Raw genomic sequence first — 14,481 nt, forward strand, 5'->3', positions numbered from 1 at the left:
GATAGCTATCTACGGTTGTGTTGGCGGCAAAGGGTGCTGGGCACTGAGCGTTGTAATCGTAATGGTGTAATTCAATAATTGATTGTGGAAGCGAATATCTCCCTTCATCGCGAAGGGATGTTGATAATCAATAACAATCACTGTTTCACCCAGCTCATTGATGAGTGTTCGTCTATTATTATCATCAATGATTTGCCACTTTACCTTATTTAACGGGGCTTCCCAAGCATTTCGCGGCCAGAGCGTGATCATCAGGTTAAAGAGTATCTGTTCGGGCTTTGGCAAGGTATTTTCCAAGCCATTGAGTACACTGGTCTCAATAGTATCTTGCTGATAGTTGAGTGATAAAATTCTTGTACCCCAAGATGAAAACCCTGCCAATACAATCTTGTCATCGGTGACCTGCAGTTGGACCGGAAGCTGTTGGTTATGTTGGCCGCTATCATCTTGCCAATGGGCACTGATCAACTGGCTTGCTGTGACTTGGTACCCAAGTTGCGCAGGTTTGGGAAGTGTAACGAATGTGTTGGGGCTAATTTCTACTTGCGTGGAAGCTTGGTTTGGCACTAAAGAACAGCCAGACAACATCAGTAACAGTATGGGCAGTGTAAGGCGTATCTGTCTCATCATCATGGTTTTTCCTCATGCGCTTTCATGGCGGCAGGTTGTGATTTGATCGCCATTGGTGAAAGTAACCAAGCAACGAAAATACCGCTAAGTACCGTCAAACCAAAACTGTGAATGGCGTGAGTTTGGCTAAGAGCAAGCAGACCAAACGAGAGAAAAGTAGTCAGTGCTGAAAGGGTTATGGCAAGCAAGGTACTGTGACTGCGGGCTTGTTCGGCAAAAAAGAGCGTGTAATCAATACCGATACCTATCACTAATACTAGCGCTAATAGATTGAATAAATTGAGCGTAGAGCCTGTCGCGACGGTGACAGCTAACCCAGCCATACAAGCAATAAGCGAAGGTAACATAATGCGAATGCTGTGTTTCACGCCGTAGCGCCAAGTAGTGAGAGCGCTGATCAAGGTCAGTGCCAGCGCAATTAACTCCATCACTTTAAGGCGATACTGCCCAAACAGGGTTGAGATCTCTTCGGTTTTATTCAAATAGGCGTAGTCGCTATTTTTCGCCGCAAACTGCTTAATTACTGCTGCTTGGTAAACCTCTTTCAACAGCACTACCGCCGCCACTTTTTGCTCAACTTCACCTAAATAAAGAAAGCGCAGCGGTTGGGAAACATCATGGGCTAAATAATGCGCCAGTGTCATGGGCAAAAATGACGCTTCCAGTTTAGGAATCGAAGATAGTTTCAGCGTGTGAGCCAGTGCTGCGCCTTGGTTCGCGTACAGTGCTTCAACCAGTGCGTAGTTTTCTTGTTGATGCTTAAGCGAGCTGATGTTTTGGCTTAAACTTTGATAGCCAGAAAGTACGCCTTGTTGTTGCCATTGTGACAATTGCGTATCTAATTTTTCTAACTGCTGCATTAATGTTTCATCATCGTCGGCACTGACGACCAACATTTGCTGTGATGATTGAATACCAGTCAAGGTGCTAATTTGCAGCTCTTGCTGTTTTAATTCGCTCGGCATGGCTTGTAATTGTCGAATATCGTCGTTGTAGTGCACTTGTGTCAGGGCAAGGCTGCTGGTGATCAATAACGCTGAGGGTAGGCCCCATTTAACCCATGGCTTTTGCCAAAGCGAAAACCATAAAGACCAATAAGTGAGGCCGGGGAGAGTTCTCGATAAACTTGGCTTTTTAGCCAAAATCGGATACCAAGCCACGACTGTCGCGTAAGCGGCAACGAGCCCCAAGGCGGAAAATAGCGCTAACTGTTGTAAGCCGGGGAAAGGGGCGACCAGTAGACCGAGATAGCCAATTAAACTGGTGATTAACCCTAAGGTAATGGCGGTCAGAATATGCTTTAGTCCTTGCACGCTGTCCCATTGTTCATTCGCGGCAAGGCGATCGGTCAGGTAGTGAAAGGCGTAGTCGATTGAAACGCCAATCAGGCTGGCACCAAACACTAAGCTAAACAGATGGATCTGACCAAAAAACGCGGTGGTGATCACCATGGCAACCACTAACCCAACGGATACCGAGAGCAGTGCCAACAGTAAAGGCATGGCACTGCGAAAAACCAACATCACCAACAGCACAATGCCGAGTAATGAGAAAAGGCCGATGGTGCTGATTTCTGACTTGGCACTTTGAGTACCAAAATCGGCGTAAAATAAAACACCAGTGTGATAAATGTTCGCACCAAATTGTTGTTTGATGCGTTGTTGCCATTGAGCAATATCGGGCACCACTTGTTGTGCTTTGAAACTGTATGGTGAATCGTTGAGCTGAGCGGTGATCAGCACGTATTTTTGGCCTTGATACTCGCGGGTTAAGTATCCGTCTTGCAAGCGAAAATGAGACGATAGCTGGCTAATTTGCGCTAAGTAGTCGCGAAATAGCAAAAAAGGGTCGTGACTTAGCTCTTTCCCTGTCACCCCAGAAAAAGGGTTATATAGGGCTTGCACTACTGTTTGCACTTGTTGTTCGGGATGTTGACTGAGCTGATTACGTTGTTCGCTGGTGAGCAGTTGTGCTCGATGTTGAAAGTAGTAACTAGCCCAAGCGCTCTGTTGAGTGGCATCGATTTCCCCAACCACATCCTTGAAATAGCCACTCTGCTTGAGATGGTTTTCTAGCGTTGTCACGGATTTGAGTCGGTCAGCCTCATTGGGCGCAGTGACAATAAATACTACCTTATCGCTCATACTAGCGGTGACTTTTTCAAATGCTTGCTCGGCGAGCACACTTTGCTGGTTGGCTGGCAGTAGCTTAAGGATATCCGTTTCGATTGGTGAGGCTGCTGAAAAGGCCCACTGCTTGAACAGTAAGCCAAGACTGAGGATAACAAAAGTCAACCAGAACAATGCCAGCCGATTCGATTTAGAAGTTAAACTGCGTTTGCTCAGCATGGGTTAAACGCTCTGGCTGGTGGTTTTGGTTAGTAAACTGAATCTCGGTTTTGTCGCCTCGCACTTCTTGCAGGATCAAACCATCAATGTCATCTCGTCCCGTTAACGTTATCGAGGTAAACACAGAGTTCAGTGGCTCATTTCTCGGCGTTAAATTCAACTGCCACTGGCCATCTTCGGTGTGCAGCGTCATCGTAAATTGTTTATTTAATTGCTGCGTGTCACCATGAAATACCGACAAAAAGAGATGGCTGAAATAAAACGCCATTGGGTTCTCTTTTTCGGTAATCACCTGTGGTGGTTGGTTAGCAAAAGTTTGGCGAAGCTTGTCTTGTGTTAGCACCAAATTAACCGGAAATGGTGAGTTTTGTTGCCAAAGTAGGCCATTTTGTTTATCAAGCAAGAATTTCCCAGCTGACGACAGTGGTTGTTCGAACATCTCAATATGGCGGAGTTGAGTAAACTCTCCGCGCACGATCTGGTGTTTCGCCAACTGCGCTTGCAGTGAGGCAAGGTCGGTCACCTGTGCCCAGAGTAGGGGCGAGAATAGAGCTAAAGTTAGCCATAGAAAACGGCGCATTATAATTTCCCGTAGGTATGCCAGTGCTGCACTTTGTCGGTAAATAGCGTTGGGGAAGCGAAACACATCTCTTGCGTGTCGATGCGAACCGCTACTTGAGTGGTGTGCGCTTTACACATTCGTTGCCCGGTCTGGCTATCAAAAATCATGTAGTTAACACGCAAGCGATTTTCCCATTCGGTCAAGGTCGCTTTGACACGAATCGTATGGTTGAACGGGATCGCTTTCACGTACTTCACGTGGGTATCAATCACTGGCCATAGGTAGCCCGATTGAGTCATCGCATGATAGCTGTAATCAATTTTTTCCATCAGCACGCGGCGTGCTTCTTCAAAAAAACGAAAATAATTGCCGTGGTAGATAACGCCCATTGGGTCGGCATCTTGAAACGAGGTGACTAAGGTCACCTCACTTTCCAATGGATGAAGTACATCGCTCATCGCGCTTCCTAGTAAAGTGCCCAGTGGCGTTGTTGAATGCGGTTAATAAAGTGGCGCAAATCATGTTCTAGTGGACGATCTTCCACTACAAAGTCAAACTCTTGCAACACAGCGGAACGCATTTGCTTGATATTGTGACTCATGTGTTGCTCATCCAGCTCATTATGACGTTTGCGCAATTCTATTGCTTGGGCAGCCGCTAACAGTGAGGCGGCCGCCACTTGTTCTGTCAGTTCAAGCACACGTAGGCAATCACGTGCGGCAATGGTTCCCATGCTAACTTTATCTTGGTTGTGACACTCAGTCGAACGTGAAAAAACACTAGCAGGCATGGTATGTTTCAAGGCTTCGGCCGTCCACGCTGAAATGCCAATCTGCACGGCTTTAAAACCGTGGTTGATCGGTTTTCTTTCGCCTTCTGCACCAGTTAAGTTAAACGGCAAACCGTTGTTGAATTTGTAATCCATCAATTGCGCCATTTGGCGATCGAGCAAATCGGCTAGGTTAGCAACCTGCGTTTTTAAGGTATCCATTGCCATGGCAATGTGGCCGCCGTAAAAATGGCCGCCGTGCAGTACGCGTTCATTATCGCCATCGATGATGGGGTTGTCGTTGGCACTGTTGAGCTCATTTTCAATCAGTTGACGTAGCCACGGCAGTGCATCTTGCACGGTGCCAATCACATGGGGTGCGCAGCGCAATGAATAGCGATCTTGCAGGCGGTCACTGTTGCGAGGTGGGCGCTCTGCTTGTAAGTCATCACGTAGCCATGCTGCGATTTGTTGCTGACCAGGATGCGGCTTGACGGCAAATAGCGCGGCATCAAAATGAAAGTCGTTACCCTGAATGCCGACAGACACCATAGCGGTAATTTTGGTGCAGAGTTGAGTTAAATACTCGGCGCGTTTATAGGCTAAGCAGGCCAAAGCGGTCATGACTGATGTACCGTTCATCAGCGCCAATCCCTCTTTTGGTTTTAGCTTAATCGGGCGAATACCCAGTTCGTCAAACACATCTTGAGTCGGGCGCATCTCACCTTTATAAAGCACGTCGCGTTCACCAATCAGTGTGGCCGCGAGGTAGGAGAGTGGCGTTAAATCGCCGCTTGCCCCGACCGAACCTTCTTGTGGAATACGAGGGGCGATATCGTGGTTGATCAAGGTGACGATTTGGTTAAGCAGTTCATGGCTCACACCAGAGACACCTTGCGCTAGTGAACACAAGCGTGTTGCTAATACTGCGCGTGATTGCTGGTGGCTTAATACTTCGCCTAAGCCACAGCCGTGAAAGCGAGTTAAATGCAGTGGTAATTGATCCACTAGATTCGGCGGAATGGCAACGGTGCATGAATCACCATAGCCGGTGGTTACGCCGTAAATTACGCCTTCTTCTTTTAAAAGTCGTTCTAAAAAAGCGACGCCGCGATCAATTTTAGCGGTGAATTCCGCTGAAGAATTGAGGCTGGCCTGCGCGCCTTGCGAAATCGCGACAACATCTTCAATGGTGAGGTGATCGACGCCAAAAGTTATGCGGTTATCTGTCTGAATCGTCATGCTGTTGTTTACTTAGAGTCCAAAAGTTGAAAAAGTTATACCACTGCAGTGGAGCTTGCAGTGTGTAATGTTCCAGCCGATCAGCGTAGCGTTGTACTACCTGCGCTAACGCCGCTTGTCGTTCTTTCCTCGGTAGATCTATGCTGTCGCTAAAGTGCTCGAAATAGACGTTAAAATGAGGTTTTTGTGCCGTATCATCTCTTAAACCAAACAGAAGGTATACTGGGGCTTTTAAAATAGATGCTAGCATAAATGGCCCTTGTGGAAATGGGGCTGGCTTACTTAAGAAATCTGCCCAAACGGCTCGGGTTTCTTTACTGGTTGACGTTCGATCACCGACGATAACGACCCATTCACCTTGTTCAATTTTCTGTTGTAATAAAATGGCAGTGCTAGGCCCAAGGCTACTTACTTGAATGAGATTGAGCTCTGAATTTGGGTTGATGGCTTTCATTACGGTGTTAAAACGTTCTGCATGTTCAGTAAAGACTAATGCATTGATCTTAATCGATGTATGCCGACGTCCCAAGGCTCGGCACAGTTCAATATTGCCAAGATGAGACCCCAACAGTAGCACGCCTTGTTTGCGCTCGACGAGTTGTTGAAAAAGGTCTTGTCCGTGAATGGTTAAATTATCAACCGTAAAATCACCTTTCCAAGCCGCAAGCTTATCAAGCATGGTGTGACCAAAAGAGAGCAAATGATTGTAGCTAGATAAATGCGTTGGTAACGCAAGCGAGTGTTGGCTGGCGTGCTCTCTTAGTTGTTGTAGATAATGCTCCGAAGCTTGTTTTACCTGTTTACCCGTTAAGTGGTAGTAACCAATGACAACTCTCAAAATGAGGTTAAAAACAGAGCGCCCCAGTAAGCTATAAATAAACAACAGAGTTTTAATACCCAGTACCGTACCGCGTTCTTGCTGCTTCGACCAGTGGACATTAGCTTGCGTACGGTTGAAATTGCGTTTTACTAACCGAGGAATGCGCGGAAGCATGCCAAAAAACAACTTGGTGTGCATCCAACTGATGTTGACGTTATCCCATAAGGCATCAAAGTGTGAAATACCACCTTCAGGATAGATCACGCGAGTTTCGATAAAGTCGATGTCGACACCTTGCCAATACATGCGCACCAAAATCTCGATATCAAAATCCATCCGCTTGCCAATTCGATAGCTATCGATTACTTCAATTGATTTTTCAACTGGATACGCACGAAAGCCGCACATACTGTCTTTAATCGATAGTGACAGTGTTTCAATCCATACCCAGATATGGGTAGCGTATCGGCCGTAAAGGCGAGCCTTAGGAACACTTTCGTCGTAAATTGGCTGACCCGAAATCAAATGCGTAGGCTGTGCTTGTGATGCGGCCAGCAGTTTAGGGAGTGCTTGTACATCATGTTGGCCATCAGCATCAATTTGGATGACATGGCTAAAACCGAGTTGATGGGCATAACGAATACCAGCCATTACCGCTCCACCTTTGCCTTGGTTTTCCGTCAGGGTGAGCAGGTGGAGGTTGTCGCGTGAAGTGAGTGCATTTAATGCATGTTTTGTCTCTAGATTGCTACCATCATCGACCAATAACACAGGAAGTGTGAAAGACTCGAGTGATGAAACGACATTTGCGACAGTACTGCCGTGGTTATAGCATGGGATCAAAAAGCAGGCTCGATAGTCAGACACTAGGTTCACCAAGTTTCATTTTGCCTGAAGAGTGAGTGACTGTGTTGTCACCTCGTTGAGAGTTATAGCTGAACGAGAGTTTATTTTTCTCAGCATCCCATACTAGGGTCAGCTGTATGGTTGCATTGGGCAGAATTGGCTCTTGAAATTTAACCACTTCCATCCCTTTAAATGCGGATGGTACTAGTAAATATTGTCGTGCGTAGTGTAAAGCCCAATCAATCTGAGTCACTCCTGGTAGCAGAGGAAAATGAGGGAAATGCCCAGTAAAATCCAAAATATCGGAGTCAACCTTGAATGTTAAGACCACGCTATCGGATTGGGTCTCTGTAGCTAATAATGTCGGTTTTCGTTTGACCATAGTGTTGGGCTTAATCATCATGATGGTTGAAATAGTGTGACGAGTTCTGTCATTAGGCGTTTGCCTTGACTGTTGAGTGGGATCTCTTTTACCACTCTAAAGCGGCGAGGCAAAGCGATTGGTTCAAGCCATTGACGTAATTCAGAACGTAATAATAACCAGAGTTTTCCTTTTCCGAGCTCAGCTAGTTTGGTCTCTCCCTCTGGCGATAACACAAGTGCAGCGACTAGGATTAAGCGCTCGCCATCTTGTAGTGGAAGAACGGCGCTTTCAACTATCCAAGCTAATTGCTCAAGTCGTTTTTCGACTTCGACAAGAGATACCCGCTTTTCTTCGATTTTTATGATGCGATCGGTACGCCCCTTAAGAATAAAGTGTCGTGTGTCCGTGAATTCACATTCATCAGCCGTTTGGTACCAACCGTTAGGATCAATATGAGCTGAACGCAAAGCTAAGCAGTTTTCATGATTGAGCTGTGCATCAATAGACGGAAATAATTGCCAAGGTTGCATTTCATTGTGCTGCTGTCTGTAGGCTATCCCGCCAGTTTCTGTACTGCCATAGACTTCTATCGGGCGTTGATGAAATAGGGTGTCCGCATGACAGGATGCGCTATAGCTGAGTGGCCCCCCAGAAGAAAAAACAGCGCACATTGGCTTGGCATGTTCTTCTTGAGTTAGTCGTTTCAATAATGCTGGACTACTAATCAAGGTCGTATTTGGTTGCGCGTGAGCGATCACTTGTTCCGGGAATTCTAAGTTGTAAATTGCGAATGCTCGACCAGAGCATAGGGGCCATAATAGGCGAAATAGTAAGCCGTAGATGTGTTGATGCGAAACGGTACTTTCTATCTTTGAATCTTGCAGCACAGCCCCCCATAGCTTTTCTAAAATAGCAATTTCAACGTCAAGTTGATGCAGTGTTTTAATGATAGCTTTCGGTATGCCACTGCTTCCAGACGTAAACAGCGTGACGCTATGTTGGGTTAGATCGAGTGTTGGGAATTCAATCAATGAGCTGGTATGTTGTGAATGCTCTAGAAGCAAACTGTCGGTTAAATGGGTGTGATGAATAGTTTCATCACACAGCAGAAGTTCGAAATAAGGGCTGAGTTCGGCTAAAGCCGCTGGTTGATAGTTTCCCGGTAAAACCAAAGATTTATTGGCATGACATACCGCAAAAAATCCAACAGCAAAGAGATAACTATTATTAGAGCATAATGCAATATGGTGAGCATTATGCTGACGCAGTCGATCTCGCAGTTGAGCTATGTCAAACAGAAATTGTGACCAACGGATGTACTTTCCACGATCAAAAGCAACGACATGATCACGGTCTTTGGGCGATGACAATAAAGTGGAAAGTGAATAAAAATCGTTGTTGTCGATATTCATAGTTTGCCTAGCTTTGACGAATTTTTTGTCTTACAAGCCATTCCCCAGCAAAGATAGCACCTGCAAGGAGGTAGCTGATGAGGCCGTTGTATAAGGTCCAGATTTCGATAGATTGAAAACAAGTAAATAGGGCAATAACGCCATTGAATATAAAATAAACACACCACACTTTGGTTACTGTGCGCGTGTAGGCAATGCCACTTTGCGGGAGGTCTGGTTCTTGTAAGCGAGCGAGTCGTTCAATGATGGTCTGCTTTTGTTTAAGGCTTAACGCAAAAACACTCAGCATGCATACATTGACGACAACGGGATAAAATAGTAACCAACCATGCTGTTTAAAGACTATGCCTAAAAGGGCTAAAGTCAGGCCAATCAGCCCACTTATCCACGCTAATTGCTTCAATTCCTGAATTTTGGCCTGCTGCCCTGCTACTATTCTTAAGCCGAAAATACAGGCTAGTAGAATTCCAACAGTCTGTAGACCAAATTCATTGATCCCTAAATAGACCGCGAAAGGATAGGCAAGCAGGACAATTGCAGACAAAACTGTCAGCAATTGGCGCATTAGTTTTCCTTCACGAGTTCAATTACCGCTTCTACAACGTCATTAACAGTGCGAACGGCTTTAAACTCTTCAGGTTTAATTTTCTTTCCTGTTACTTTTTGTAGATGGACGACAAGATCGACAGCATCGATACTGTCGAGATCTAAATCTTGATACAGATGTGCGTCAGGTTGAATTTCAGATTCATCAATTTCAAATAATTCAACGAGAGCTTCTTTAACTTGATCAAATACTTGTTGGTTTACTTCTGTCATAACGCTATCTGTTTATTTGTGGTTAGTTTGAGATGAAATATAACGTGCTAAATTTGCCACTGATGCAAAGTGTTGGCGAGTATGGGAATCATCAGCGTCAATAACGATATTGTACTTCTTTTTAATCGCCAAACCGAGCTCTAAAGCGTCAATAGAATCTAAGCCTAAGCCATCACCAAATAATGGTGCATCGGAGTCAATCTCTTCAACAGTGATATCTTCGAGGTTAAGAGCTTCAATGATCAGTTGTTTGATTTCTTTATGTAGTGTTTCCACGTAAACCTGCTTGTTTGTATGCAAATAGTTGCTAAAAATATTATCGTTTTTTAGTGAATACTAATGTTGTTTTGATGGGAAAAGCTTATCTGCAAGATGGCGGTTTAAATGCCTAGCTGCAGTGGTTGCATTCACAGCTTGATCGATAAAGGGCTGCGTCTCGATTTTACCTTTAATTTCCACATGGAAAAAGGGTTTAGTTTTGGGTACCTGATACCATTTGCTTTCTTTAGTAAGAAAGTGAGGAGAAACAGTAATATGGATGACTCGCAAATCACGTTGGGTTCTTATCGCAATTTGTGCTGCGCCACGTTGTAGTTTTGACTTAATCCCCGGGGTGGTGCGAGTCCCTTCAGGGAAAATTAACAGTACATTGCCTTGATCAAAGCGCTTTTCACACAAATTCAATAAATCATCTGGAGTTTCATTAGGTATGTAGCCCGCCGCTTTAACAATATGTTTCATAAATGGGTTCGCCCAAATTGCAGATTTGACTAAGCAATCGCATTGTTTTAACTGCGAAGCAATTAAAACATAGTCAATTAAGCTTGGGTGATTAGCGACAATAAGACAGTTTTTATCTTGTTTTAAAATATCTGCACCATCAATTTTATAATCAATTGCTCCGGTGAGTTTCATTAATTTGCAAAATAAATTGAATGTGAATTGGATGTTTTTTTGTACTCGATATTCACGCTTGATGCTTTGGCGAGAAAACAATGAAATAAGTGGGATGGCAATAAAACTGAGAAACAGGCCACCAAGGCCGAATATAGCGAAACAAAAACCAGTGGCGAAAACTCGCCAATATTGATTGATCTTTAACATGTACGTTGCCATTGCCAAGCATGCGTTGAGCCTTCAATTATCCAGCTAGATTGATTGGATAAATAGTGCTTAAGAAAAGTTAACGCTTGAGGCATTGTGAGTTTTTCGTTAGTTGAAGGGCAAGATGATATCGTTAAATTTGAACCTTGAGAAATAACGAGACCTAAGGCGTAACCCTGGTAATGATGAGTTTCAAATTGTTGATATTCATCTGGCAAAGGTTCGTCGAAATCAACTAACAGTACTTTGTTGTTTGGATGTTCTGCGAGATACAGCCAAGCTTCTAGTAGAGCACTTTGGAAGGTATTTTGTGAAGCAGCGATAGAGGTTAATGGTATTGGTTGTTTAGTCGCTATGGTCGCTAACCCTGCAGATGTATTATGAACCGATTGTGAAAATGCCATTGGTGATGCTTCTTCACCTTGCAATATAGCTTTGACGATATCGACGCTGCGGTGTAATTCGCCATGGCGGCAAGAAAAAACCATGTAGTCAATTTTTTGATCTTGAATTATTTCCAGTGCGGTTTGAACGGCGATCTTACTTAAAGTACTCATACGACGACGCATCATGGCAGGAATATTGGCAACATTTAATGTCGCATCTTCTGGCCATATTTGAGTACTTGCCCATTCTTGCCAATCTTGATGGTTACTTAGGCCAGCCGAATTTGCTTTCCAAGTGTCAATATTTAGTGTGATTAATTGCTGTTGATTTGACATAAGATATTGAATTGTTTTCGCTGGGGTTAAATACTATGGCACATGATGAATCCTTACAACTATAACTGTTTGTATCATTGACTTAAATAATGTTTTTAATGAATTGAGCGGAAGTTGGATTAAGTGTTGGGATATTGTTCGAAAATTTTAAATTAGGTTTTTACGTGTTAAATCAAAAAATAGATCCTTACAACGCTTTAGAAGCGAAAACGGAAGCACAAAAGCTTTCTTTTGCTCCCATTGTTTTTCATACAGCTCGCACACTGCGTGATCTCGGTATTTTAGCGGTTTTAGATGAGGCAGGAGCGGAAGGATTAGATGCAGAAAAAATAGCGCTGTGTACTGGTGTGTCTGAATACGGTGTGAAAGTGCTACTAGATATGGCCATTAGCGCTCATATCGTTTTATGGGATAAGCCTAATTATTCACTCGCTAACCTTGGTATCTTTTTGCTTCATGATGGGATGACGCAAGCGAATATGGATTTTACTGCTGACGTTTGCTACGCGGCGATGATGCATCTAACGGAATCCATTACTGAGGGCAAACCTGCGGGTTTAAAAGAGTTGGGGGATTGGGAAACTATTTACCAAGGTTTATCGCGATTACCACAGAAAGCCAAAGAGAGCTGGTTTAAGTTTGACCATTTTTATTCTGATCGCTCATTTCCCGTATTGTTAGCCGAGGTTTTTGCTAACAAACCTAAGCGCTTGGTGGATATTGGTGGCAATACGGGTAAATGGGCGTTGCAATGCTGTGGCTATGATGCTGATGTTGAAGTGACCATTGTTGATTTACCTCAGCAACTTGAGATGGCAATGCGCAATGCAGATCAACAAGGTTTTGCGGATCGCATTCATCCGTTTCCAGCCAATATGCTTGATAAATCACAACCACTTCCTGAAAAGGCAGATGTGTGGTGGATGAGTCAATTTTTAGATTGTTTCTCACCGATGGAAATATTGAGCATTTTAAAGCGAGTACGCGCTAACCTTACACCTGATTCCACCGTGTATATTCTTGAACTGTTTTGGGACGCACAGAAATATGATGCTGCGTCTTTTAGTCTCAATGCTACCTCTCTTTATTTCACTTGCTTAGCTAACGGGAACAGTCGTTTTTACCGTAGTGAGGATTTCTTAGAAATTGTGGCTGAAGCGGGGCTGGGAATTGTAAAAAGAACGGATAACATTGGTCTTGGCCATACTTTATTACAACTAAAAGCCCAAGATTAACTCCAGAAATATGAGTCCTATTATGAATAAAGAGAATACACAAGTCGTCATTATTGGTGCGGGTCCTTCAGGTTCGACGGCAGCTGCGTTGCTCCATGCTCAGCAGATTGACGTTATTGTTCTAGAAAAAGCTCAGTTTCCTCGTTTCTCTATTGGCGAAAGCTTACTTCCGGCTTGTATGGAAGTGATTGAAGAAGCAGGGATGCTGCAATCGGTTGTCGACGCTGGCTTTCAATATAAAGATGGTGCAGCTTTTCGCAAAAATGGCGTCTATACCCAATTTGACTTCACCGATAAATTTTCATCGGGCCCAGGAACGACCTTTCAAGTGCAGCGAAGTCACTTTGATAAAGTCCTTGCCGATTCTGCGGCTGAACAGGGGGTTGAAATTCGCTATCAGCATGAATTACTTGATATCCAGTTCCAAGATGATCAATCACTGTTGCTTGTTAAGGATTCAGAGGGTGTCGAATATCAGATTGAAGCAGAATATGTACTTGATGCGAGTGGATTTGGTCGTGTGTTGCCAAGGCTACTTGAACTGGAAGAACCTTCTTGTTTACCACCGCGTAAGGCTATTTTTACTCATATTGTTGATAATATCGATTCACCTCAAGAGCAATATGATAGGAATAAAATATTAATTTCGGTTCACCCGGTTAACCCAGATGTGTGGTATTGGCTTATCCCATTTTCAAATGGTGTCTGCTCGTTAGGTGTTGTCGGAGAGCCTGATTTTTTCGCTCAATATCCGAGTGAAAAAATTGATACCATTCAACAATTAGTGAGTGAAGTTCCAGAGCTTGCTGCAATTCTAAATAACGCACAATTCCCTAATCCTGCAGGAGAGTTGGGCGGGTATTCGGCGAACGTAAAGCAATTAGCGACTCGTCATTATGCTTTGTTAGGTAATGCTGGTGAATTTTTAGATCCCGTATTCTCTTCTGGTGTCACCATCGCGATGAAGTCCGCGCAATTGGCTACATCGTGTGTCGTTAATCAGTTAAAAGGTCAACGGGTTGACTGGCATCAAGATTATTCACAACCATTAATGGTCGGCGTTGATGTGTTTAGAACCTATGTGGAAGGGTGGTATAACGGCACATTGCAAGATGTGATCTTTTATGAAAATCCGAATTCACGCATTAAACAAATGATTTGTTCAATCCTTGCGGGATATGCTTGGGATGTGAGTAACCCTTATGTATCAGAGCATCAACGCCGTTTAATCAACCTTGCTGAATTTATCCACTCTTCTTAGTCGCGTCTTTCATCTCTGAGTGTCATTCTCGCTATTTTATAAAGTAGTGAGAATGGCGTTATTCAATCCTCATTGTCGTTTTAATGCGACAACCGGGCCGTTTACAGCTAGCTCTATACCCTTCCTACTTGAAGTTGCAGCGGTGTTGGCTACATTCGCTCACTCCAATCATATAGTTTATCTATGCTCATGGGGATGAACTCACTTGCCGCCTACCTGCAACTTCAAGTTGTTTGGGTATATCATTTATTACTCATTAATTTGTAAATATTACTTTACAGGTTGTCGTGGTGTTATTTTTCTGAAAGGGTAACTTTCTTCACAGAACATGTAATTAGGAAAGTTAA

At 43.9% G+C, this 14,481-nt stretch carries 15 protein-coding genes; 2 read left to right on the forward strand and 13 right to left on the reverse strand.

What is annotated here, in order from left to right:
• Positions 1–9 precede the first annotated feature (9 nt).
• From MCT08_RS06610 to MCT08_RS06670, 13 genes are read right to left on the reverse strand one after another with little or no spacing between them, the layout of a single operon-like run.
• On the reverse strand, positions 10–630 hold the full coding sequence (locus MCT08_RS06610) for a DUF3261 domain-containing protein (protein WP_274678657.1): 621 nt from the start codon (positions 628–630) through the stop codon (positions 10–12).
• Positions 630–2,978, reverse strand: coding sequence for an MMPL family transporter (locus tag MCT08_RS06615; RefSeq protein WP_274678086.1), 2,349 nt, complete (start codon positions 2,976–2,978; stop codon positions 630–632). The genes MCT08_RS06610 and MCT08_RS06615 overlap by 1 nt, the downstream gene beginning before the upstream one ends.
• Positions 2,950–3,561 carry a LolA family protein gene (locus tag MCT08_RS06620; protein WP_274678658.1) on the reverse strand — a complete coding sequence of 204 codons (612 nt, stop codon included), beginning with the start codon at positions 3,559–3,561 and terminating at the stop codon, positions 2,950–2,952. Before MCT08_RS06620 ends, MCT08_RS06615 begins: the two co-directional genes overlap by 29 nt.
• Entirely contained in the window at positions 3,558–3,998 is a 441-nt protein-coding gene (locus tag MCT08_RS06625; protein ID WP_053309261.1) for an acyl-CoA thioesterase, read from the reverse strand. The genes MCT08_RS06620 and MCT08_RS06625 overlap by 4 nt, the downstream gene beginning before the upstream one ends.
• Positions 3,999–4,006: 8 nt before the next feature.
• Entirely contained in the window at positions 4,007–5,551 is a 1,545-nt protein-coding gene (locus MCT08_RS06630; protein ID WP_274678087.1) for an HAL/PAL/TAL family ammonia-lyase, read from the reverse strand.
• Positions 5,532–7,238: a glycosyltransferase family 2 protein gene (locus tag MCT08_RS06635; RefSeq protein ID WP_171980826.1), complete on the reverse strand. Its 1,707-nt coding sequence runs from the start codon at positions 7,236–7,238 to the stop codon at positions 5,532–5,534. The genes MCT08_RS06630 and MCT08_RS06635 overlap by 20 nt, the downstream gene beginning before the upstream one ends.
• Positions 7,231–7,599: an ApeI family dehydratase gene (locus MCT08_RS06640; protein ID WP_274678088.1), complete on the reverse strand. Its 369-nt coding sequence runs from the start codon at positions 7,597–7,599 to the stop codon at positions 7,231–7,233. The genes MCT08_RS06635 and MCT08_RS06640 overlap by 8 nt, the downstream gene beginning before the upstream one ends.
• A gap of 17 nt (positions 7,600–7,616) precedes the next feature.
• Complete coding sequence (locus MCT08_RS06645) at positions 7,617–8,993, reverse strand: AMP-binding protein (RefSeq protein ID WP_274678089.1); 1,377 nt, start codon at positions 8,991–8,993, stop codon at positions 7,617–7,619.
• 7 nt (positions 8,994–9,000) lie between these two features.
• On the reverse strand, positions 9,001–9,558 hold the full coding sequence (locus tag MCT08_RS06650) for a COG4648 family protein (protein ID WP_172533098.1): 558 nt from the start codon (positions 9,556–9,558) through the stop codon (positions 9,001–9,003).
• Entirely contained in the window at positions 9,558–9,812 is a 255-nt protein-coding gene (locus MCT08_RS06655) for an acyl carrier protein (RefSeq protein ID WP_053309266.1), read from the reverse strand. Before MCT08_RS06655 ends, MCT08_RS06650 begins: the two co-directional genes overlap by 1 nt.
• A 12-nt stretch (positions 9,813–9,824) precedes the next feature.
• On the reverse strand, positions 9,825–10,088 hold the full coding sequence (locus tag MCT08_RS06660) for a phosphopantetheine-binding protein (RefSeq protein WP_053309267.1): 264 nt from the start codon (positions 10,086–10,088) through the stop codon (positions 9,825–9,827).
• Positions 10,089–10,148: 60 nt separating this feature from the next.
• A complete protein-coding gene (locus MCT08_RS06665; protein ID WP_053309268.1) occupies positions 10,149–10,916 on the reverse strand; it encodes a lysophospholipid acyltransferase family protein in 768 nt (255 codons plus the stop codon).
• Positions 10,910–11,638 (reverse strand): beta-ketoacyl synthase chain length factor, encoded by a 729-nt coding sequence (locus MCT08_RS06670; RefSeq protein ID WP_168521684.1) that lies wholly within the window; start codon positions 11,636–11,638, stop codon positions 10,910–10,912. The genes MCT08_RS06665 and MCT08_RS06670 overlap by 7 nt, the downstream gene beginning before the upstream one ends.
• Before the next feature lie 164 nt (positions 11,639–11,802).
• Here MCT08_RS06670 and MCT08_RS06675 point away from each other — a divergent pair, with 164 nt between their 5' ends.
• Positions 11,803–12,873, forward strand: coding sequence for a methyltransferase (locus MCT08_RS06675; RefSeq protein WP_168521686.1), 1,071 nt, complete (start codon positions 11,803–11,805; stop codon positions 12,871–12,873).
• A 22-nt stretch (positions 12,874–12,895) separates the two neighbouring features.
• Positions 12,896–14,134, forward strand: a complete 1,239-nt coding sequence (locus MCT08_RS06680; protein ID WP_274678090.1) for an NAD(P)/FAD-dependent oxidoreductase — start codon at positions 12,896–12,898, stop codon at positions 14,132–14,134.
• Positions 14,135–14,481 lie beyond the last annotated feature (347 nt).

The organism is Vibrio aestuarianus (assembly GCF_028858425.1).
In the GTDB taxonomy this organism is placed as follows: domain Bacteria; phylum Pseudomonadota; class Gammaproteobacteria; order Enterobacterales; family Vibrionaceae; genus Vibrio; species Vibrio aestuarianus.

What these genes read in the sequence shown, in the direction of transcription:
- MCT08_RS06665 (WP_053309268.1), bottom strand. Translation starts at nt 10,916, where the DNA reads ATGTTAAAGATCAATCAATATTGGCGAGTTTTCGCCACTGGTTTTTGT.
- MCT08_RS06645 (WP_274678089.1), bottom strand. Translation starts at nt 8,993, where the DNA reads ATGAATATCGACAACAACGATTTTTATTCACTTTCCACTTTATTGTCA.
- MCT08_RS06640 (WP_274678088.1), bottom strand. Translation starts at nt 7,599, where the DNA reads ATGGTCAAACGAAAACCGACATTATTAGCTACAGAGACCCAATCCGAT.
- MCT08_RS06680 (WP_274678090.1), top strand. Translation starts at nt 12,896, where the DNA reads ATGAATAAAGAGAATACACAAGTCGTCATTATTGGTGCGGGTCCTTCA.
- MCT08_RS06610 (WP_274678657.1), bottom strand. Translation starts at nt 630, where the DNA reads ATGATGAGACAGATACGCCTTACACTGCCCATACTGTTACTGATGTTG.
- MCT08_RS06615 (WP_274678086.1), bottom strand. Translation starts at nt 2,978, where the DNA reads ATGCTGAGCAAACGCAGTTTAACTTCTAAATCGAATCGGCTGGCATTG.
- MCT08_RS06625 (WP_053309261.1), bottom strand. Translation starts at nt 3,998, where the DNA reads ATGAGCGATGTACTTCATCCATTGGAAAGTGAGGTGACCTTAGTCACC.
- MCT08_RS06630 (WP_274678087.1), bottom strand. Translation starts at nt 5,551, where the DNA reads ATGACGATTCAGACAGATAACCGCATAACTTTTGGCGTCGATCACCTC.
- MCT08_RS06670 (WP_168521684.1), bottom strand. Translation starts at nt 11,638, where the DNA reads ATGTCAAATCAACAGCAATTAATCACACTAAATATTGACACTTGGAAA.
- MCT08_RS06650 (WP_172533098.1), bottom strand. Translation starts at nt 9,558, where the DNA reads ATGCGCCAATTGCTGACAGTTTTGTCTGCAATTGTCCTGCTTGCCTAT.
- MCT08_RS06655 (WP_053309266.1), bottom strand. Translation starts at nt 9,812, where the DNA reads ATGACAGAAGTAAACCAACAAGTATTTGATCAAGTTAAAGAAGCTCTC.